Source organism: Haliea sp. E17 (assembly GCF_048323675.1).
In the GTDB taxonomy this organism is placed as follows: domain Bacteria; phylum Pseudomonadota; class Gammaproteobacteria; order Pseudomonadales; family Halieaceae; genus Mangrovimicrobium.
The window spans coordinates 559,745-580,945 of sequence record NZ_JBLWFK010000001.1 but is presented as its reverse complement, the minus strand read 5'-3'; the positions used below and the strand labels follow the sequence as shown (position 1 = coordinate 580,945).

General features: G+C 63.5%; 18 protein-coding genes. 10 read left to right on the top strand and 8 right to left on the bottom strand.

The genetic code is table 11. From position 1 onward, the window contains the following. Positions 1 to 24: 24 nt before the first annotated feature. Together ACNKU3_RS02550 and ACNKU3_RS02545 are read left to right on the top strand one after the other, a co-directional pair. A complete protein-coding gene (locus tag ACNKU3_RS02550) occupies positions 25 to 1,722 on the top strand; it encodes an AAA family ATPase (RefSeq protein WP_418257840.1) in 1,698 nt (565 codons plus the stop codon). 59 nt (positions 1,723 to 1,781) lie between these two features. After that, positions 1,782 to 2,255, top strand: a complete 474-nt coding sequence (locus ACNKU3_RS02545; RefSeq protein ID WP_418257839.1) for a group II truncated hemoglobin — start codon at positions 1,782 to 1,784, stop codon at positions 2,253 to 2,255. 34 nt (positions 2,256 to 2,289) lie between these two features. Here the strand turns inward: ACNKU3_RS02545 and ACNKU3_RS02540 are convergent, their stop codons facing one another. After that, positions 2,290 to 3,588, bottom strand: coding sequence for an esterase/lipase family protein (locus tag ACNKU3_RS02540; protein ID WP_418257838.1), 1,299 nt, complete (start codon positions 3,586 to 3,588; stop codon positions 2,290 to 2,292). 353 nt (positions 3,589 to 3,941) lie between these two features. Between ACNKU3_RS02540 and ACNKU3_RS02535 the strand changes: the two genes are divergently transcribed. Beyond that, a complete protein-coding gene (locus ACNKU3_RS02535) occupies positions 3,942 to 4,262 on the top strand; it encodes a hypothetical protein (RefSeq protein WP_418257837.1) in 321 nt (106 codons plus the stop codon). Positions 4,263 to 4,274: 12 nt separating this feature from the next. Here ACNKU3_RS02535 and ACNKU3_RS02530 read toward each other — a convergent pair whose 3' ends face one another. Further along, on the bottom strand, positions 4,275 to 4,676 hold the full coding sequence (locus ACNKU3_RS02530; RefSeq protein ID WP_418257836.1) for a YchJ family protein: 402 nt from the start codon (positions 4,674 to 4,676) through the stop codon (positions 4,275 to 4,277). Further along, positions 4,666 to 5,382: a YebC/PmpR family DNA-binding transcriptional regulator gene (locus tag ACNKU3_RS02525; RefSeq protein WP_418257835.1), complete on the bottom strand. Its 717-nt coding sequence runs from the start codon at positions 5,380 to 5,382 to the stop codon at positions 4,666 to 4,668. Before ACNKU3_RS02525 ends, ACNKU3_RS02530 begins: the two co-directional genes overlap by 11 nt. A gap of 266 nt (positions 5,383 to 5,648) precedes the next feature. Here ACNKU3_RS02525 and ACNKU3_RS02520 point away from each other — a divergent pair, with 266 nt between their 5' ends. Next, positions 5,649 to 6,794, top strand: a complete 1,146-nt coding sequence (locus tag ACNKU3_RS02520) for a trypsin-like serine peptidase (protein ID WP_418257834.1) — start codon at positions 5,649 to 5,651, stop codon at positions 6,792 to 6,794. 246 nt (positions 6,795 to 7,040) lie between these two features. Continuing rightward, positions 7,041 to 9,299, top strand: coding sequence for an esterase-like activity of phytase family protein (locus ACNKU3_RS02515; protein ID WP_418257833.1), 2,259 nt, complete (start codon positions 7,041 to 7,043; stop codon positions 9,297 to 9,299). Between the two features lie 63 nt (positions 9,300 to 9,362). On the opposite strand, the gene ACNKU3_RS02510 is transcribed toward ACNKU3_RS02515, so the two are convergent. Beyond that, complete coding sequence (locus ACNKU3_RS02510; protein WP_418257832.1) at positions 9,363 to 10,667, bottom strand: ammonium transporter; 1,305 nt, start codon at positions 10,665 to 10,667, stop codon at positions 9,363 to 9,365. Between the two features lie 150 nt (positions 10,668 to 10,817). Then, a complete protein-coding gene (locus ACNKU3_RS02505) occupies positions 10,818 to 11,354 on the bottom strand; it encodes a DUF3833 domain-containing protein (RefSeq protein ID WP_418257831.1) in 537 nt (178 codons plus the stop codon). A 252-nt stretch (positions 11,355 to 11,606) separates the two neighbouring features. Between ACNKU3_RS02505 and ACNKU3_RS02500 the strand changes: the two genes are divergently transcribed. Then, positions 11,607 to 12,023, top strand: coding sequence for a hypothetical protein (locus tag ACNKU3_RS02500; protein WP_418257830.1), 417 nt, complete (start codon positions 11,607 to 11,609; stop codon positions 12,021 to 12,023). Between the two features lie 70 nt (positions 12,024 to 12,093). Here the strand turns inward: ACNKU3_RS02500 and ACNKU3_RS02495 are convergent, their stop codons facing one another. Beyond that, positions 12,094 to 12,996, bottom strand: a complete 903-nt coding sequence (locus tag ACNKU3_RS02495; RefSeq protein ID WP_418257829.1) for a midcut-by-XrtH protein — start codon at positions 12,994 to 12,996, stop codon at positions 12,094 to 12,096. Positions 12,997 to 13,395: 399 nt separating this feature from the next. On the opposite strand from ACNKU3_RS02495, the gene ACNKU3_RS02490 reads away from it, so the two are divergent. Genes ACNKU3_RS02490 through ACNKU3_RS02475 form a run of 4 tightly spaced genes read left to right on the top strand, consistent with a single transcriptional unit; the run spans position 13,396 to position 17,813 of the window. Then, positions 13,396 to 14,214, top strand: coding sequence for a DUF3348 family protein (locus ACNKU3_RS02490; protein WP_418257828.1), 819 nt, complete (start codon positions 13,396 to 13,398; stop codon positions 14,212 to 14,214). Next, positions 14,211 to 16,439, top strand: coding sequence for a DUF802 domain-containing protein (locus ACNKU3_RS02485; RefSeq protein ID WP_418257827.1), 2,229 nt, complete (start codon positions 14,211 to 14,213; stop codon positions 16,437 to 16,439). The genes ACNKU3_RS02490 and ACNKU3_RS02485 overlap by 4 nt, the downstream gene beginning before the upstream one ends. Continuing rightward, positions 16,439 to 17,107: an OmpA family protein gene (locus ACNKU3_RS02480; RefSeq protein ID WP_418257826.1), complete on the top strand. Its 669-nt coding sequence runs from the start codon at positions 16,439 to 16,441 to the stop codon at positions 17,105 to 17,107. The genes ACNKU3_RS02485 and ACNKU3_RS02480 overlap by 1 nt, the downstream gene beginning before the upstream one ends. Then, complete coding sequence (locus ACNKU3_RS02475; RefSeq protein WP_418257825.1) at positions 17,100 to 17,813, top strand: DUF2894 domain-containing protein; 714 nt, start codon at positions 17,100 to 17,102, stop codon at positions 17,811 to 17,813. The genes ACNKU3_RS02480 and ACNKU3_RS02475 overlap by 8 nt, the downstream gene beginning before the upstream one ends. A gap of 35 nt (positions 17,814 to 17,848) precedes the next feature. Here the strand turns inward: ACNKU3_RS02475 and ACNKU3_RS02470 are convergent, their stop codons facing one another. Next, entirely contained in the window at positions 17,849 to 18,955 is a 1,107-nt protein-coding gene (locus ACNKU3_RS02470; RefSeq protein ID WP_418257824.1) for a PepSY-associated TM helix domain-containing protein, read from the bottom strand. 22 nt (positions 18,956 to 18,977) lie between these two features. Further along, entirely contained in the window at positions 18,978 to 21,083 is a 2,106-nt protein-coding gene (locus ACNKU3_RS02465; RefSeq protein WP_418257823.1) for a TonB-dependent receptor, read from the bottom strand. Between the last annotated feature and the right edge of the window lie 118 nt (positions 21,084 to 21,201).

Below are 21,201 nucleotides of genomic sequence, written 5' to 3'. Positions count from 1 at the left end.
TCAATACGGGAGCGGCCGTACGCCATGAAATTACTGGTCGAAAAGCAGTTTGTCGAAGCGATGGCGGAGCGCTATCCGGATTTATCGCCGTATACCGATCAACTGAAATTCGGTAATCGGGCAGAGATTCACAGCCATCAACTGTCCATTTCCCAACTCGGCTTTCTCAGTGACCTCTACCAGCAGGCGGGCGCCAGGATGCAGGGCCGCGCGGCACAGATATCCACGCTGAAACGCGCACTCGACGAAGAACTCAGGGTCTGGCAGGAAGGCGAACTGGAATACCTGGTAACGGGGATCACCGAGTATCTGTTGCGGGACGCAATCTGTGGCTGGCTGTTCCAGGCCAATGTCACCGGCAAGCCGATCGCCTTCCTGGTCTCGCGCATCGACTACTCCCCGGCCGGCGAAGAGGAGACCGGGCGTATTCTCATGGAACTGCAGGCCAATGCCATGGCCAGGATCGTCAACCAGACAATAACCATTCGCGAACGGGACATCGCCGGCAAGACCATCGCCCAGATTTTCGCCGATCGCGGCTTCTTCCGGGAAACCGCGGAACTCATGGACGCCTACGAGCGCTCGGTGCAGCGCTATTACCAGTGGCGCGCGGACTATGGCCGCCAGTTTTCCGGGCGGGGCACAGGCATTTTCGCCGAGGACCCCACCGCCTCCCACCGCAATACCGACTGGTCGCGGAAAAGTCGCGTGGTGCTGTCGTCCAGCGGCAGTCCCGCGCGGCTGGTCAACGACGAGGACATTATCGGTGATCGTGCGCTGACGCTCGACGCCACCGGCAATATCCTCAGCAAGTACCTGCGCAAGGCCGGCCGCAGTGTCAATTATGACGAGCAGGTCGAAAAGGCAGCGGAGGCGCTGGTTGACGGCATCCCCGACACCCTCTTCACGCGCCTGCCGGTACACGGCTATATGCTGATGTTTCACCTGGAGCTACATCACCACCTGTGGGTGCATGTCGATGATATCGAGCCCTATGAGTACCAGCCCGAACTCAAGCAAAAGTTGATATTGCCGCCCGAGCAGACCGACCTGATCGACATCCTGACAGCGGAGATGGATGTCCTGATGGATGACATCGTCGAAGGCAAGTCCGGCGGCACCACGGTGTTGTGCTGCGGCCCCGCCGGTGTGGGCAAAACCCTGACCGCAGAGGTCTATGCGGAAATCATCCAGCGTCCCCTGTACCGCGTCCATTCGGGACAACTGGGTCTGAATGTCGCCGAGATGGAAAAAGCGCTCAAGGACACGCTGACACGGGCACAGCGGTGGGGGGCGGTCATGTTGATCGACGAGGCGGATGTCTATATCAAGCGCCGCGATGACAACCTGGCTGCCAACGCGGTCGTCGGCGTGTTCCTGCGCGTACTGGAGTATTTCAACGGCCTGCTGTTCCTGACCACCAATCGCACCGATGATATCGACGAAGCGATTGTATCGCGCTGCATCGCAGTGATCAGGTATGCAGTCCCGGATCGGGAGGATCGCCGCAGAATATGGGCTGTCATGACAGAACAGTTCGGCCTGGATATTGCCGCTGTCCTGCTCGACACCCTGGCGGATCTTTTCCCGGAGGCCAGTGGCAGGGATATCAAGGGGCTCACCAAACTGGTTGCCAAGTACTGCCACCACAAGTCAGTGGCGCCCACGCTGGAGGTGTTTGAACGCTGCAGTATATTTCGCGGCTTGCGCATCCAGTCCTGAATTGTGAATTACAATCAACCGGAAGTTTCGACAAAATCCTGCCAAGGTGGACAACAACTTTGACCGAGTACCCTTCCAGCAACGCCTCTTCCACTGGGGAAGCACCTGCCTACGGGACCGGCGATGCCACCTACCAGGCGGCCGGCGGCCTGGACGGCATTACCCGGCTGGTCAATCGTTTCTATGACAACATGGAGAGGTTGCCCGAGGCCGCTGCCCTGCGCGCCATGCACCCGGAGGATTTGACCGAGTCGCGCCAGAAGCTGGTATTTTTTCTCTCCGGCTGGATGGGCGGCCCCAAGCTGTATGCCCGGCACTACGGTTCGATCAGTATCCCGAAGGCACATGCACACCTGCCGGTAGATCAAAGCAGCAGGGACGCCTGGCTTCACTGTATGGCACAAAGCCTGCTGGAGCTCGACTACCCCGCGCCCTTCCGCGACTACCTGCTGCAGAAACTCGCCATTCCTGCCGAGAGCATCCGCCTGATGTGCGAATTCCACCAGTCGCAGCCAGGTTCGACTGATCCCTGAGCAGCCGGGGCATCGACCGACCGGGGCTACGCCGCTAATTCCACGGCGGGTCCCACTCCTCGGCTTTGACGTCGGGTCCGGGGCGACCAACGAAGTCCTTGCGCTTCTTGCCAAGCAAGTGACAGGCGACCAGGCGCTGGGCATTGTTCATGAGTGGCAGGCTCGCGTGCAGGCCGGTGGCCAGGCTCAGGCCCCGGTCCACGATTTCAAGCGCACCAAAATCCGCTCGTGAAACACAAACCAGGTGCCTGGCGTCCAGGAACGGTGGTTTCGCGCCGAGATACGGCACCGTGCTGTCACCGGTAAGCACCCTTTGCGCAACCGAAGCCCCCTCTTTGTCATACAGGTTTATGACGTCGCGATCATCATTGAGGTCAAAATGAATCCGGTCGCCAGACAGGAATTCGACCTCGGTTCGAATGCGCGTCTTCGCGTCGATGCCCACGATACACAGCCAGTCCTTCTGGGAAAGACCGGCCCCGGACAGGTCGAGGGTTTTCTGGCGTTTGAGAAAACTCCCGGCACCACGCAGAAACTGCTCAAATAGCGCTTCGGCGTTCTCCTTGCGTTCAGAGGATTTTCCCTGTCCGTACATCCGTATGTATTCGCTGATACTCTGCACCACGGACCTTTGCCAGTTGCTGGAATCGAAGAGGTCCACATTGCTTCCGGAAGCCGCAGCCGCGCCTTTATAGGACGGGACCAGGTGATAAATACTCGGGGTCACCCGAGCCGATTCACGCTCGCGGATGGGAGAGGTCTCCCCGTTGAGGTTGTCACCACCCCGCGTCACCTTGACGACGGCTTCGTGGGAGCCGAGAAAGGGAGTCCCCAGCGTGGCGACCTTGCCGACCCGGGCGGGTTTACCCGCATCTATGCAATGCGCAATATAGCCGGCCATGATGAGACCGCCCATGGAGTGGCCCACGAGGTTGACCTTGGGGTCATCTGCATAGCCGTCGCGATCATAGTGACGCAGCAGTTTTGTCCGCTCTATTACCTCCTCGACAAACGCATCGAGCAATTGCACGCAGTGTGCAAGCGGCTGCCGCCAGTCATAGGGAAACTGGTATACCGGGGTGGGTTTATCCGGCTTGAGCGTCAATTCATGTCGCAACGCGGCGACCAGTTCGTCATATATCAGCCCCACGACCCGTGTACTGGTCACACGGGCGGGTTCGCGCGCTTCGTAGAGGAGATTGTCCGGGTGCAGGCTGATCCGGTCGAAGTTCTTTTTGCTACTGCCGTTCCAGAGAAGTTCGGGATCGAGGGGGTAGCTGTCCATAAGGGTGCTGCCGGTAATACCCGGCAGGACGATCACTGGATTTATCATTGGAGCCTCCTTGCTGCATTTCCAGTTATTGTTTTATAGACCAGAAATGTTGCACGTGTGGTTTCTGAGCCGGAGAAATACGAGGAAATGCCAATCAGTCACTTGCCAACTGATACGGGCGGGGTAAATGCGGGGGACGCCTGGCACATTACCAGTGCCACTTCGGGATGGGCGAGGTGTATGTTGTGGAGCAACTCGCCCAATACAAGCGGAATCGGCCAGATCACCTATACTGGTCGTTTCAATTGCCGGGAGTGTAATCGATGCAAAAACGCAAAGGCCTTCCTGTCCTGTTGGCTGTATTTTTAAGCCTCGCTGCTAGTCAGCTCCGCGGCGCATTGCCGGAGCACTCCGTGGAAGAATTCAACCAGTGCGTGGAGGATTTTTGCCGCTGGAGCAGCAACGACAAAAACGAGGACATCTGGGTCTGCAGCAAGGAGCGACTGGGTTCCTGCTGCCAGGAGGCGGGGAGCAGCTGCGAGACCGGCTGCCCCCGGGACCCATCGGCAAGGCAATTCAACAGCTGCGCGAAACTCTGCCTTAGCGCAACGAAAAAATGTTCAGCGGGGCAGTTTATCCTTCAGGAGGTACCCCCCGCGGAGCCCAACGAACCCGCAGAGGGCAGGAGTTTCCAGATTCCCGGCGTCGAGTACGAGGCAGTGCGGCGGCCCTGAGCCCACGGTCCTCTAGCGGTGATCTCCATCCCGGTAGTACCAGCGACCGTCGATTTTCTCGAAGCGGCTCAGTTCCTGCAGGCGGTAGCCGCTACCGCCTGTCTTGAACCGGGCGACAAACTCCACGGTGCCTGACTCGTCGTTCTCTCCACCGGCATCGGTGTGCAGGATTCGCAGGCCTATCCAGCGCTGCGCCGGGTCCAGCCGGACGCGCGATGGCCGCGTTTCAGGGTGCCAGGTAGCTAGCAGGTAATCGGCCTCGCCGCGGGCGAAGGCGGTATAGCGCGAGCGCATCAGTTGCTCGGCGGTCACTGCCGGTGCATCGCCCGCAAGCCGCGGGCCACAACAGTCCGCAAAGTCCTGTCCACTGCCGCAGGGGCAGGACGCATCGTCCTGGCGCTGCTCAGGCGTCAACGTTGTGGTACACCTTCTGGACATCCTCGACATCGTTGAGCATATCCAGGAACTTCTCGAACATGGCCTCGTCGTCGCCGGAAATCGGGGCAGTCTCTTTGGGTACGAACTGGATTTCCTCGATCTCGAAATCGATATCCCCGAAGGCCTCGTTGAGTGCGCTGCGCGCCTTGGCAAATTCGGTGGGTGGGGTGAATACCGTGATGTTGCCAGCGCCGGACTCGATGTCTTCCACTTCCACATCCGCCAGCATCAGCGCTTCGAGTACCGCCTCTTCGTCGTCGCCGGCGAAGACGAAGATGGCGCAGTGGTCAAACGAGTGGCTGACGCTTCCGGGGGTACCGAGTTTGCACTTGGTCTTGGTGAAGCACTGGCGCACATCGCCAATGGTGCGGTTCGGGTTGTCGGTCAGGCAGTCGACGATAACCATGCAGCCGCCGGGGCCGAAGCCCTCGTAGCGCGCCACCGCGAAGTCCTCACCGGCGCCGCCCTTGGCCTTGTCGATGGCTTTTTCGATGACGTGCGCGGGCACCTGGTCCTTCTTGGCCCGATCGATGACGCTGCGCAATGCGAGGTTGCCCGCGGGATCGAGGCCGCCCTGCTTTGCCGTCACATAGATGACGCGCGCATGTTTGCTGTAGACCCGGGCCTTCTGGTCCGAGGTCTTGGCCATGGAGTCTTTTCGGTTCTGGTATGCTCTACCCATGATTCGTGGTCCGCAAAAGGGCGGATTTTACCCGAAAATCGACGCTTCGCCAGACCGGAATTGCAGGTGGCGAGCCGCCACCGCCAACCTGGCGAATAGCGGGACGGGCTCCCGCCGCCGGCGGGCAATTATTCGCCGGCTTGTCGCGATATTGGATATCTGCTAATAAAGACAGTAGCCGGCCAGTGCAGGAAGCACCCTTCGGCGGACTTGCGTCTACCTGTACGCAATCCATGGAGAATAATAACCGGGACGGAGACAAACATATGAGCACCCCCTACCTGAGAACCCTCATCGCCGGCGTCATTGCCGTTACCCTACCGGTCAGCGCATTTGCCCAGGCGCCACAAGCTGCTGATCGCGCCAGGGAAGTGGCAGCCGTGAAAGCCTTCTGGACCGCAAGCCGCATCGCCGCCGCCCAGCCACGGGACCTGGTCCTGGACGGGCGCGGCCTGGCCTACCTGCGCGGCAAGGGCGGCAAACTGACCCCCTACGGCCACTCCAAACCCGCCCTGCCGGAACCCCTGGCCAAAGGCGGGGGAGGGGGCGGTGGTGGCGGCAAGGGCGGTGGCAAACCCGGTGGCGGCAGCGGCGGCTCCGGTTTTGACAATGTCGTCAACGCCCAGTGGACCAATGGCGGCACGGTGCAGACCGCCGCGGGGCGCATCCTGTTCGTCATGGGCACAGACTACTACGTCTGCTCCGGCACCCTGGTCAACGATGGCGAAACCAGCAGCGACCGCAGTATTATCCTCACCGCTGCCCACTGCGTTTACGACGACGTCGCCAAAGCCTTCGCCAGGTCCGCCATCTTCATCCCGAACCAGGCCGGCACCAGCGGCGCCGGGACGGATTTCAACTGCGCCAACGACCCCGAAGGCTGCTGGGTGGCGGATTTCGGCGTGGTCAGCAAGGACTGGGATGCTGCGGTATTCCCGGCAAACATTCCTTGGGATTACGGCTTCTACGCCATGGGGACCAATACAGATCCCCTGTACTTTTCCAACGACGGTCGCGACGTCGCGATGGATAAAATCATCACCCCGATGGAGGTCTCCTTCGCCGGCGCGACCCTGAACACCTACACCCGCGCCCTGGGCTATTCCTACAGTGACGACCCCAACTTCATGTACTGCGGGGAACCGGTCACCGGCAGCAGTTACGACGGACTGCTATTGCCCAATTGCGGCATGTCCGGCGGCGCCTCGGGCGGGCCCTGGAGCCAGTCGCAGGCTGTCGATCTCGGCACAGGCCCGGTGATATCGGTCAATAGTTACGGTCCCGCCTACGGCAAAAAATACATGGGCGGGCCGCGACTGGATAACAACGACGCGCAATGCCTGTTTGAAACCGCCAAAAAGGCACCGGTGGGCAACACGACAGGCATTGTCGACTGCCTGTACAGTAAATAGCCCATAACCCACTCAAGCACTTGCCACAAACACCCGCTCCGGCGGGTGTTTTTGTTTGCGCAGGGGCACAGCACGCTGGCCGATCCAGCTATCCATAAACCCGGCGCCACCCCCCTCCGGCAAATATATTCACACTGCCTTCACAAAATCGTCACACCTCCTCCCTAGCGTGTTAGGGCATTTGCGCACAACAAAAATGGCTTTCGGCCACACAAACCCATGAAGCACTCCCCCTCTGGAGGAACAATGAAACTGTCAAATTCGAAGCTGTTTTCCCTGAAAACCCTGTCCCTGGCCACCGCGGTCTCCGCGGCTGTACTCAGCCTCGGTGCACAGGCAGCCCCGGGCGGGCTCGGCGCAGCCGTATTCAAAAAACTCAGCACACTGGATGTGATGGCCGGCAACGGTTCCGGCGTTGCCGAAATCACCGACGCATCCGCCGATGGCAAGCAGCTGGTGTATACCGATTCCCCCAACGAGGAAATCGGCTTTGTCGATATTTCCAACCCGGCCCAGCCGAAAGCCGATGGCGTGGTCGCCGTTGGCGGTGAACCGACCAGCGTGATTGTCGCGGGCAAGTACGCGCTGGTCGGCGTCAATACCTCTCCCAGCTACGTCGCGCCGAGCGGCAAGCTGGTGGTGGTCAACCGCTTCAGCCGCAAGATCGTCGCCGAGTATGAACTGGGCGGCCAGCCCGACTCGCTGGCCCTGGCCCCCAACGGCCTGCGCGCGGCAATCGTCCTGGAAAACGAGCGCGACGAAGACCTCAACGACGGTCTTCTTCCCCAACTTCCGACCGGCACCCTGCTGATCGTCGATATGCAGGGCAACCCGGGCAAATGGAAAATCCGCGAAGCGGACCTGTCGCCGGTCGCGGCCAGCGCCCCCAACGGCGATGACCTGGAGCCGGAATTCGTCGACATCAACAAGCAGAACGAGGCCGTTGTCACCTTCCAGGAAAACAATTACCTGGCGGTGATCGACATGGTGTCCGGCCAGACCATCAGCCACTTCAGCGCCGGCTCGACCACCATCAATAATGTCGATTCCGCAGAAGAAGACCTGATCAATTTCGACAGCACCCTGGTAAAACGTCGCGAACCCGACTCCGTGACCTGGATCAGCAACGATGTCTTCGCCACCGCCAACGAGGGCGATTACGAAGACGAAAACGAGATGGAGGGCGGCAGCCGCAGCTTCACCCTGTTCCACCAGAACGGTGAGGTCCAGTTCGAATCGGGCGAATCCTTCGAGCACTGGCTGGCCTCCGCCGGCCACTACAACGAAGGCCGCTCGGAGAACAAGGGCTGTGAGCCGGAAGGTATCGAGTCCGGCAAGTTCGGCAGCCGCAGCCTGCTGTTCGTCGGTTCCGAGCGCTGCAATGCCGTCGGGGTCTACGACGTCAGCAGCGGCTACCCGGAACCCCTGCAGATCCTGCCCACAGGCATCGGGCCGGAAGGCCTGAAAGCCATCGGCCCGAAAAAGCTGTTCCTGGCCTCCACGGAAACTGACGTGGCCGACGCGGGCATCCCCACCATGATCAACCTGTTCCGCGCCGGTTCCGGTGAACCGGCCTACCCGATGATCGAGTCCGTCACCGTCGGCGACGCGCCGATTCCCTGGGTGGCGCTGTCCGGTATGGTCGGCGACTCGTCAGACCCCGACACGGTTTACGCGGTCAGCGACTCATTCCTGGCGGAAGGTTTCATCTACACCATCGACGTCAGCGGCAAGCCGGCGAAGATTGTCGACCGCCTGCAGGTCACTGATGCTTCCGTCAGCCTCGACCTCGAAGGTATCGCCCAGGGCCCCGACGGCGCATTCTGGCTGGGCAGTGAAGGCAATGCCGGAAGCCGCCCCAACATGGTCCTGAAGGTGGGCACCGACGGTGTGGTCCAGCAGGAAATTCCGCTGCCAGCTCTCCTGGAGGATGAGCGCCGCAGCAACGGCATCGAGGGTATAGCGGTAACCGGCGCAGCGGGTGCCGAAGTGATCTATATCGCCATCCAGCGCGCCTGGCCGGACGAGGGTGATACCGACACGGTGAACACCAAGATCGGCCGCTACGAGGTCGCTACCGGTGAATGGACCTTCGTCCACTACCCGCTGGAAGCCGAGGGCAACGGCGGCTGGATCGGCCTTTCCGAGCTGACCCTGCTGCCCGACGGCAGCTTCGCGGTGGTCGAGCGGGACAAGGGCTGGGGCAGCAGTACCCCTCCCAATGCCGAACTGAAAGCCATCTACGGCATCGACCTGGCAACGGCGCCCTTCGCGCCCTACGTAGATGGCGCGCCCTTACCGGCCACCATCGGGAAAACCCTGCTGCGCGATGTGCTTCCCGACCTCGAAGCGGCCAGCATCTGGACTGCGGAGAAACTCGAAGGCATGGCGGTCACCAGCGACGGCCGGTTCTTCATCTCCACCGACAACGACGGCGTCGACGACGCCACCGGTGAAACCCTGTTCCTGGACCTGGGCAACTGGGAACAGGCGCTGGGCGAGTAAGCCGGAAGCAACTGCCTGACTATCGTGCCCCTCAGCAGAGGGGCACGATACCCAAAATCCCGATCAGAGGTCGTAACCGCGTTCGTCGTGCAGCACCAGGTCGAGGCCCTGGGTTTCCTGGTCAGCGTCTACCCGCAGGCCCACCACCACGTCGACAAACTTCAGGATGATGTAGCTCACCACCGCGGTGTAGATAAAGGTCGACGCCACGCCGGTGGCCTGTACCGCCAGTTGCCCGCCGATGCTGTCGATGCCCGCGGAAAAGCCGTTGCCGCTGAAGATGCCCAGTTGGGTGGAACAGAAAACCCCCGCCAGCAGGGTACCCAGGATACCGCCCACCCCGTGCACCGGGAACACGTCGAGGCTGTCGTCGATTTTCAGTTTCAGCTTGATCCAGTTGGTCGCCAGGTAGCAGATGACACCGGCTGACAACCCGATCACTACCGCGGCGGCGGGGCCGACCGAACCAGAGGCAGGGGTGATCGTGCCCAGGCCCGCCACCATGCCGGTAACGATACCGAGCACGGAGGGCTTGCCGTGGCGAATCCATTCCATCGCCATCCAGGCCAGGGAACCGGAGGCGGCGGACAGGTGTGTCACCAGCATGGCCATCGCCGCGCTGTTGTCGGCGGCCACCGCGGAGCCGGCATTGAAGCCGAACCAGCCCACCCAGAGCATGCCCGCACCCGCGACCGTGAGGGTGAGGTTGTGCGGCGGCATGGCCACGGTGCCGAAACCGCGCCGCGGGCCCATCACCAGCGCGGCCACCAGCGCCGCTACCGCTGCGGTCACGTGCACCACGGTACCGCCGGCGAAGTCCTGCAGGCCCATGTCACCCAGCCAGCCGCCGCCCCAGACCCAGTGGCAGACCGGCGCGTACACGAGGAGCATCCAGATCGCGGAAAACAGCAGCATCGCGGAGAAGCGCATGCGCTCGGCAAAGCCGCCGACAATCAGGGCCGGCGTGATAATGGCGAAGGTCATCTGGAAGATGGCGAATAGCGTCGCCGGGATGCCCCCGTTGAGGCTGTCCATGGTGATCCCGGCCAGGAACAGGTTGCCGAAATCGCCCAGCAGGGCGCCCTGCTCCACCCCGTCGGAACCAAAGGCGATGGTGTAACCGACAGCAAACCAGAGCAGGGACATCAGGCAGGTCAGCGCAAAACATTGCATCAGGACCGAGAGTACGTTCTTGACCCGCACCAGGCCGGCATAGAACAGCGACAGGCCGGGGATGGTCATGAACAGTACGAGAGCGGTCGCCGTGAGCATCCAGGCGGTATCAGCCGCATTGAGTTCACTGGCGCTGGCGCCCGAAGACGCCAGCAGGGTTAACGCCGGCAGGGCCAGCCATGCGATGGGTTTCATAGTCTTCTTTACATTTCAAATTATTATTGTGGGCCACGGCTTGCCGTCACCCTGTTCTGTCGCCGCGGGAAGTTTCCGACGCGCGGAGGCAATCCTGCCACAAACTGGTCGCGAGCGTAAGGCAGTCAGGCGCCCGGAGCCGGAAACAGCTCAGCTGTTCCCAACCCGGACTATCGTCAGCAGGATCGACCCGACCCGGAAACCGAACTTGCTCATGACCGACTCGTTGATGAGCACGTCTTCGTTCACCAGGTACATCCGGTCATCCACGTGGAGGTCTATCGAGCCATCCCGCCAGGGTACGCGGAGCACGTAGTCGAGGAACATGGCGTTGCCCGCCACACTGGCACGGCCCTCCCCGATCACATCCCCGGCGGTGGCCGTATAGTGGCCGTCGGCGTGTTTGCGCAGTGTCCACACCCGGCGCTCGGTTTCCCCGTCAGCAAAGCGAAAATCCTCTTCCAGGGTCCCCGTCTCGCCCTGCCAATGGCCCAGGATGTCAGCGGTGAAGCGGCGAAACACCTTGCCACTGCGGTCCTTGATCACGCCGTGTGCGACCAGTGGCCCGGAGAAGAACGTCCGCGGATCCATTAGCGGCTGGTTACTGGCGTAATCCTCCACTTCCACGGAGGAGCACGCCGCAAGTATCGGCAGGAGCAGGAGGAAAACAACCGTGAAGTAACGCATGGCAGGAAACACCGGCAGCGGGGATAGAACCTTGGTACGCCGGGAAGCCCGGTTCAGATCAACCGGGGCGCTGCGCGGGACCAGGTCCCGGGTCCTGCGACTTGTACTACCCGGGCGGGGCGTCTAGTTTGAACAGACCGATGGGGGTTGCGCGGACCCAGCGTTGTCCGGCGAGAACGTGGGCGTGTTACTCGATGGTCTCGGCAATGGCGAGACCGCAAAAGACGATATCCTGAAGGGGCAATGCTAGCAATGGCTTTACCGAAATCAATCACCTACCTGGCACTCCTCGGAGGCATTCTCGCAACAGGCAGCGTCGGCGCCGAGGGCCCGCCCACCTGGCAGATCGAGGTCGAGGGACTGCCGCTGCTGTCAGGCAGGAATGTCATGCCGCTGAACATGGGCAATATCCGCAAAAGCAACCTGATGGGCGCCAATGCCATCGTGAACTTTTCGCTGGTCGGCGATGCAGACCTGCAAGTTTACGGCGCCCAGGTCTACTACCTCGATTCCGGTACCCGCTGCGACCGGGGCCACGGTTCGCCGGGCACTGGCGAGCTGGTGGTTGGGCGCGACGGGGAGCAGATCCTGGTCTCCGGGAAAATCAGCTGCCAGACGGGTACTGGCGAAGCCGGCATGCGCAGTATTTCGGGCTGGTACCGGGACTAGGGGGCGGCCCGCCCCCGCGAGGGGCGACAGGCAGATTCAGCTTGTCGCCCGCACGCATGGCGGTGCTACGTTACGGAGGCGGGGCCAGGCACAGACCACCTGAACACTCCGTCCCCCCACCACAGGTGCCACAGCTGCCGCCGCAACCGTCATCACCGCAGGACAGGCCGTTGCAACTCGGTGTACAGCTGCTGCAATCCGCCTGGCAGGTTCCAAAGGTGCCGCACTCGCCCACTTCCTCGATGCCGTTGCCACAGACCGGCGCGGGCTCGATGGTGCAGTCATTGGCGCAACCGTCGCCATCCTGGAGATTCCCGTCATCGCACTGCTCGACCGCGGCCCAGACGATGCCATCACCACAGGCCGCGGCCTGGCAGCTGTTGAGGCAGGCGTCGTTGTTGTTGAGGTTGCCGTCGTCACAGGCCTCGCCGGTTTCCACCAGCGCGTTGCCGCAGACCGGCCCACAACTGTATACCGTGGAGCAACTTTCGGTGTCGGCGAGCACCAGGCCCGGGACACACTCGTCCGTCGGGGAAGCCGTGGCACAGGTGGGGGGCGCCACCACTGAGCCAATTTTCAGCGATACGGTGGAGGTATTGGTGTAGACGGCATTGCCCTGGGGTATATCGACTGTGCCGCCATTCGGGTCATTCAGTTCGATCATGTCCACTGCAAGCGCGATGGCGCCCGGAATCTGCAGGCTGCCGGCGATACCCATGCCGAGCCCGGAGAGAATCAGCACGGCCCCCAGCAGGCGAGCGGAGTGCTTGCGCAGCGCCCGGAAACCCAGCCAGGCCAGGGCTATCCCGAGGGGCAGCAGAAGCAACAGGGGGATCGGTACCGCGGTCGCCGCGGGGGCTCCCGGAACCGGCGCGGCGGCCACGGCCGGCCCGTAGGTCAATGTGCCGGTGGATTGCGCCAGCACAGTGCCGGCGAGCGCACATAATACGACCAGTATAAAACTACGTCTCATCCCCCGATTCCCCTTCCCCTGACAGAAAATAAAAATTTATATTGCTTGAAGTAGAACACAACTTCGCGTCAAAGGATAGTAGCCGCCAGCCCGCCACGCAAACACATAACTCAATGAAATTTATGAATTTTTTCAGAACCTGCAGCAACACCCCCGAACCGGGATAGCCGTCCCTGCCCTGTCGGGAAGCCGCTCCTGGCCCCCCTTGCGCAATGTCTCCTGTACACAGTCCACTACCCTGCCCTGCCCTGGTCTGTCACCCGTTCTGCAGGCGCTGCGGGAACCCCGCTACTACCCGAGCGCCGCAAGACCCATTATCATCCGGCCCCTTTCCCGATTAGAATGGCCGGTTTGCCGGGGTCTGCCTCAGGGCCCACGGCACCACCAACGGATATGCCCATGCCCAGGACCCACACGCCGTCCCCATCCGGCCCCGCCGGCAGCCGCCTCGCGCAGCTGTTGGGCGAGCTGGACAAGCGGCTGGCAGGCGCCCGGCACGGCGACTTCGCCGAGCGCCTGGGCCGCCTGTTCGACCTGTCCGACGCCATCGCCCTGGACGGCGCCACCCGGCATAAGCCAGCGGGCCCGTTCAGCCCGGCGGAAAACCTGCTGCAGGAACTGCAGGAGGACCTGCTGGATTCCCGACGTGCGCTGCTGGAGCAGCTGGCGCGCAGCTTCAGGGGTGAAACGGCGCCCTCGGTCATCGCGCTGCCCGCGCCCGGTGCCGGGGCCGCTCCCGGCAAGCGCCCGCCGTTCAGCACTTACAGCAACTTTTACCAGGCACACCAGCGGCAAATGATTGCCGGGGTCGCCAACCTGCGCCTGCGCTGCCGGCGGCAACTGGCTGCACAGAATGCCCGGCTGGCTCACCTGGCCGAACTGGATGCCGTGTTCGAAAGCGGCCTCGCGAGCTATGTACGCCAGGGCTTTGCCGCGCTACCCGGGATTCTGGAGACCCGCTACCGCACACTGTGGCAGCAGCGCGACCCGGAGCAACCTCCCGCCGCCTGGCTGGAGCCTCACAGCTGGCTACAGCAGTTTCGCGCGGAACTGAAAATGCTCCTGCTGGCCGAGCTGGAGGCCCGCCAGGAACCGGTGCTGGGCCTGCTGGAGGCGGCCCGGGAGCAGCTCGCAGGCAGTACCGCCGCAGATAACAGTGGTGGCGCCGACCGCGCGCCTGCCGCGCAAGAGAACCACGGAGTACGCAGCACCCCATGAAACGCTTCCTGTTTGCCGTCCCCTTTGCCGCGGGCGCCCTCGCCATCGTGTGGATTGCCACCCGTTTTCTCGACAACCCGATAGCCCTGGCCGTCACCCTGGTGATCGCCGCCGGTTACAGCCTGGGCCTTTTGGAACTGCTGGCGTTTCGCCGCAACACTGCCCGGCTGGAGGCTGAGCTGGACACCCCGCCCGACAGCCGCGACGCACTGGGCGACTGGCTGCAGGCCCTGCCCGTTTCGCTGCGCCACAGTGTCCAGCGCCGCATCGACGGCCACCCGGCGCCACTGCCCGGCCCGGTCCTCACCCCCTACCTGACCGGCCTGCTGGTCATGCTGGGCCTGCTGGGCACCTTCGTCGGCATGATCGTGACCCTGCAGGGCGCCGCCACGGCCCTGAATGGCAGCAGTGAACTGGCCGCCATTCGCAGCGCGCTTTCGGCGCCGATTGCCGGCCTCAGCCTCGCCTTCGGCACCTCCATCGCCGGGGTCGCCGCGTCGGCGATGCTCGGCCTGTCCGCAACCCTCTGCCGCCGCGATCGCCTGCTGGTATCGCGCCGGCTCGACAACCTCTGTGACAGCGCCCTGCATCCGTTCTCGATGGATCACCAGCGCGCCGCCGCCTACGCAGCGCTGCACCAGCAAACCGCGGCGTTCCCGGCACTGGTCGAGGCCCTGCAGGGCCTCACCGGGCGCATGGAGCAGCTGGGCAGCGAACTGCGCGACACCCTGACCGACAACCAGCGCAGTTTTCACGCCAGCGTGCAGGACCAGTATCAACAACTGGCGCAATCCGTGGCCCAGTCCCTCGACAGCACCCTGGCCGCCAGCAGCCGCCTGGCGGTGGAGAACATCCAGCCCCTGATGGCGCAATCCATCGCCAGCCTCAGCCAGCAGGTCGAGGGCACTCACCAGCGCCTGGTCGACCTGAGTGAGCAGCAGCTGGGCCAATTGACCCGTCAGTTCCGCGAGACCACCGAGTCCGCCGCCGACCACTGGCGCAGTGGCCTCGATACCCACCAGCAGACCAGCGCCCGGCTGGTGGAGGACTTCAGCACCTCGCTCCGCGAGCACCAGGCGAGTTTCCGGGCCGATGGCGAGCAGCTTGTCAGCAGCCTGCGCGACGCCCAGCAAGCCCTGGCAGAGGACAGTTCCCGGCAACTGCAGGCCGTCAGTGAGCAGTTCCGCCAATCCAGCGAGGACAGCCTGCAGCACTGGATGGAACAGCTGGCCAGCCAGCAGGACGCCAGCCAGGCAGCCCTGCAGCAGGCGAACGCGCTACAGCAACAGCAGGCCGAACAACAACGCCACCAGCTAGAAGCGGCGACCGCCCACTACAGCGCGGCCGTCGAACAGGCCGCCAGCCAGTGGCTGGACCAGGGCCGGCAGCAACACGCCGCCAGCGGTGAACTGGCGCAACTGTTGCGCTCGGCCATCGCCGAACACAGCCTGCAGTTCGAGACCGGCGCGGCCGCCCTGCTGGATAGCCAGCGCCAGGGGCTGGGCGAACTGCTGGCCGCCCTGCGCGGCGAACTCAGCGCCCTGCGCGACGCCGAAGCCGAACGCGGCGCCGCCGCCAGCGATCGACTGGCCGGGCTCGAGGGCACTGTCGCGGAGCACCTCGGCCGACTCGGCAGCGCACTGGAGGCGCCCATGACCCGGCTGATCGAAACCGCCTCGGAAACCCCGAAAGCCGCCGCCGAGGTCATCAGTCGACTGAACGAAGAAATGGCCCGCAACAGCCAGCGGGACAACCAGCTGCTCGAAGAGCGCCAGCGCATCATGCTGGAGCTGGACGCATTGCTCAGCGAGCAGCGCGCTACCGCCGCCGCCCAGCGCGACGCCATCGAGACACTGGTCACCCGCACCGGGGAAACCCTCAGCCAGGTGGGTGCAACCTTCAACCAGCAGGTCAGCGCACAGGGCGGGCGGCTCAACGAGATGGCGGGCGACCTCAGCGGCAGTGCCGCCGAGGTGGCCAGCCTCAGCGACGCCTTCGGCGCAGCCGTTCAGGTCTTCAGCGAGAGTAACGACAAACTCCTCGACAACCTGCAGCAGGTAGAGGCGGCACTGGAAAAATCCGCCGCCCGGGCCGACGAGCAACTGGCCTACTATGTCGAACAGGCCCGCGAAGTCATCGAACTGAGCATGACCTCCCAGGCAGAGGTGATCAACGCCCTCGGCGCCCTGCCCGGCCGGGATGGCACCCAGGCCGGGGCCGGCTGATGGACGAGCTGCACGATCACGAGTCCCAGGCCTCCCCGGTCTGGGCTGTCTTCTCTGACCTGATGGCCGCCCTGGTCGGCATCCTGGTGCTCATACTGGTCTGGGTGATCGGCATCCAGCTGGAGCTGAACCTGTCGCTGGAGCAGGAAAAGGAAAAACGGATCGCCGAGGAACAGCGCCGCCTGGCGCTGGAACAGGCGCTCGCCGACCCGCTGGCCAGCGGCCGGATCACCTTCCGCGACGGCCGCATCGGGATCAGCGGCAGCGTCCTGTTCCAGCTCAATTCGGACCAGCTGGAGCCGGAGGGCGAACTGCTCCTGCGGGACCTGGCCAAACCCCTGGAGGTCTATCTCGAGCAGCACGACGAGATGCTGATGGTCAGCGGCTTCACCGACGACCTGCCGATACAGCGCGGCAACCGTCGCTACGAGGACAACTGGGGGCTTTCCGCCCAGCGCGCGCTCACCGTAACCCGCAGCCTGATCGAACAGGGCATGCCCGCGGACCAGGTGTTTGCCGCGGCCTTCGGCCCGCACCAGCCGGTGGCGCCCAACGACAGCGACGAGCAGCGGGCCAAGAACCGCCGGGTGGAGCTGACCACGGTACCGCGGCGCGACGGCTCAGTCCCGGAGAATGCACCAGGCGCCGCAGAGGCTGGCAATGGCTGAAGCGCAGGCGCAGTTGCAACTGGCCGAACTGGTCGCGGAGATCGCCCAACTGGCGCAAAGCGGCGCCAGCCGCTTCGACCCGGCGCGATTCTGTTTCCTGCAACGCCAGGCCGAACGCCTGCAGCAGCAGCGCTACTGCAGCCAGCGCAGCCTGCAACGCCTGGCGGAGGCCCTGGCGGACTACCGCCAACGCCTGCAGGCGGCTCGCGACCAGGCCGGACAGGCCCTCGACGCCATCACCGATACCGGGCTGCACGCATTGTTCGATGCCCAGGACTTCCGCGCGCTGTTGCGGCGACTGCGCCGCCCGCCGGTTTCTACCCCGCTGCGGCAACTGGGCCAGCGCAGGGTACCGCTGGAAGATAGCCCGGCCAGGTCAGGCAACCCTCTCCAGCTAACCTTAAAGGCCCAGGAAAGTGCCCTGCTGGACACCCACAGCACCACCAGCCCCACGGCACAGGCACCGCGTGAAATCAGGGCCCTCGGGCGCGCCCGGGCCGCCCGCCGGGAACGCCACCGCCGCGAGCGCATCGCAAACGCCCTGACCCGGACCCCCAGCGATGCCGGGCCCTTGAATTCCCACCGCCTGGTGACCCGTGCCATCCGCACCCTGCAGGACCTTTCGCCCGCCTACCTCGACCATTTCATCAACCATGTCGAGACCCTGATGGAACTGGAAAAACTGGCTAACAGGCGCTCCGGCTGAGCGGGGCCTGGGCATGAGTGCGCAAGCTGGCGCGCTTATGCCGCGTCCAGCAGTCGCTGCCGGGAACGGCGATGCTGCAGGCGCTTGAGGTAGTGGATTCCGCCGGTTGCGCAGAGCCAGAACAGCGCCACGCCCACCAGCAGGGAAAGCAAGCGATAGACAGTGTGCATGCCAAAACCGGAATGCAGGGGATACAGCTGGTTGACCAGTTTGCGGACCGCGCCCACCTGGTCAGAGCGCTCGGTGACCACGATGTCGCCCGAGCGCAAACCGACCTGTACCGAACTGCGCCCGTTGAGGTGCCATTCACCCGGCAGGCGGAAACGCACTTTCAACTGCGCTTCCCCCTGCTCCGTCCCGATGCGGATATAGGTGGGCCAGCCATCGGCCATCCGCGACCGGGCAAGCTGGTAGGCGGCCGCCACGCCACCCGGTGCCCCACTGCCGGCGGCTTGCTGCTCGGTATGCGTGGCGGGCGGCGGCAGGATCGGCCGCACCAGTTTCTGCCACAACATCAGCGCCCCGGTCAGCAAGACCAGCGCCAGCAAGGGACTGGCCAGCGCCCCGGCATGGCGGTGGTACTGCAACAGCTGGGAGAGGCGAACGCGGCGCGGCAGGACCCAACGCCAGCTGAACTTGCGCCGCCCCGGCCACCACAGCAGCAGGCCGCTGACACAGAGAAACAGCGCCAGCACGGCAGCGGCCAATAGCAGCATCTCGCCCCACCGGGCGGCAAACAGGTCGACATGCAATTCGCGAACGAGTTCGACAGCACGCAGGAACCACAGGCGCTCCCGGTAGGGTTCCAGGCTGCCCAGGGCGAGCAGTTCCAGGCCCTCGGGGTGGCGCAATGTCCAGTACGGTTCCAGCGCACTGGGCGCCTTGAGCGCGAGCGCCTGGCCGGGCTCGCCGCTGGAGGCGATCTGCGCCAGTTCGCGGGCGATACTGTCGTGCCCATAGCCCGCCGGGAGTTGCGCGTCCGGTGTCACCACCAGCGCGACCAGTTCCTTCTGGTAAACCAGCAAGGTGCCGCTCGCCGCGGCCACCAGCAGGACCAGCAGGCCACCCAGGCCGGCCCAGAGGTGCCAGCGCCAGAGCCCGGGTGGCCGCTTCCTGAGCGGGCGAGCGGCTGCTTTTCCCACGGGGCTAGCCTTTCGACCGCCCCTAGAAGCTGTACTGGTAGGCGAGGGAATAGCTGCGCCCGATGCCCTTGAAGTAGCGCAGGTCGTTGGGACTGCTCTGCGAGTAGTAACTGTAGTAATCGGTGTTGGTCAGGTTCTGCACCGACAGGTTCAGCACGCCGCCGAAGGCTTTTACATCGGTGCTGAAATCCACCGTGGTATAGCCGTCGAATTCGTTGACCGTGGTGCCGCTGCTGTCCTTCACCGAGCGATCGAGCAGGTAGTTGAGCTGCAGGCGCGAGTTCACCCGATCGTTCCAGCTGTGGTCCCAGCTCAGGTTGAGGCGGTCGGGCGCGACGTTGGTGCCGTCGAGGTCCGAATCCACCTTGCCGTCGTCGTCGGAGTCGTAGCGGCCGTCGATCTCGGCGTAGCGCAGGCCCAGCAGGTCGTTATCGGTGGCCGCCCAGCGCACACTGGCCTCCAGGCCGTCGATCTCGGTTTTCTCCCGCTGCACGGTATAAATGCCATCGGCGCCGCGCTGCAGGCGCTGACCGTAATCCGAATCCGAAATGTAGTAGCTGACTTCGACCTCGACGGTGCCGTTGTCGAATTCAATGCCGAACTCGCTGTTCTCGGTGAGGATCGGGGTGAGGTCGAGGAAGGTCTCCACGCTCTGGCCCGGCTCGTCGATACCGCGCAACACCCGGCCCACGTCGGGCATGGAATAGGCCTCGGAGTAATTGGCGAATACCCGCCAGGCATCGGTGAACTGGTAGGTGCCGCCAATGTTATACAGGGTCTCGGAGAAGTCCGGTTCACCGCCCTGCACAAACTGGCTGCCGTAGGTGTACAGGGTGGTGAAGTCGTCCACCTTGAGAGTCGATTTCTCGTGGCGGATACCCGCGGTAACCGTCAGGTCCTCGATCGCGGAAATCTCCACCTGGAGAAACGGCGCGTAGTTTTCATAGCGGGTTTCCGGCACCCAGGAGCGGCCGGTCTGGATCAGCGCCTGCCAGGTTTCGTCCTGCAGGGCATCGAGGCCATAGACCAGCGACAGCGGCAGTCCCGCGACCTGTGACTTCGACAGGGTCAGCTTCATGCCGAGTTTTTCCGAGTTGTTCTGCGACTGGTCAATCAGGTTAGCGCCGTAGGCCGGGTCCTGGAAGGTCGCAATGGGGGTAATCTGCGCGCCGTAGGTGGCCTCGAAGTCCTGCCGGTAAAACTGCAGGCGCAGGCCCTGCCCGAGGAACGACTCGTTTTCATAACCGAGACTCAGCGTGGTGACCTTGTTGCGCGCGCCCTCCGCGGGCAGGTCGGTTTTCACCGCGCCGCTGGGGATGCCCGCGTCCACGTCACCCGGCACCGAACCCCACTCGTGGTTGCTCTCGATATCGTAGCGGTTGGCCATCAGTTCCACGCGCTGGTCGTCCCAGTTGTAGCCGGTTTTCAGGAACAGGTCGAGGGCCTCGGAGTCCATGGTGTCGCCCTGGGTATTGTCGACGCCAATCAGTTCGCCGTCGGCATCGTAGGCCATGCCGGTACTGCGGTAATCGACGCCGGCCAGCACGTCCGCTGCGCCAAAACTGTTGGACAGGCTGTAGGCGACGCCGTAATCCCCGCTCTCGCTCAGGCTCTCGGTCTGGAAGCTGCTGTCCACCCGGACATGCTGCTGCAGTTCCTCGGTGGGGCGTTTGGTGATCAGGTTGATGACACCGCCCGCGGCACCCAGGCCGTGGATGGCGTTGGCGCCGTGCAGGACCTCGATGCGTTCCAGCATCGAGGGCGCAATGGTGTGGCCGTCGCGGCCGCCATTGCGCAGTGGGTTCGACTGGGGGACACCATCGATCAGGTACAGTGGCTCACGGCCGCGCAGGGTCTCGCCGGCACTGGTCATCTTCTGCCGCGAGGGCGAGTAGCTGGGCACCAGGTTACCCAGCACCGTGGAAATATCATTGTGGATGGCCAGTTGTTGCTGCAGTTCCACCTGGTTGATCACCGTGACCGTGTTGGGCACCGTGCTGAGGGGTGTTTCCACCCGGTTGGCAGTGACTATCACTTCTTCCGTCAGTTCGCCCGCGGTAGCGGAAGCGGTCAGCAGCGCCAGGCAGCTGGACACCAGCAGGCTGAGCGGGAGTTTTTGGCAATGCATTGGTGATCCTTGCAGAAACAACTGGTAATGTGGGATGACCAATATGCTAAACGTAATGATAATCTTTATCAATAACTTTACGGGAGCAAGGCAGTAGCGAGGCAGCGAATGGATTACC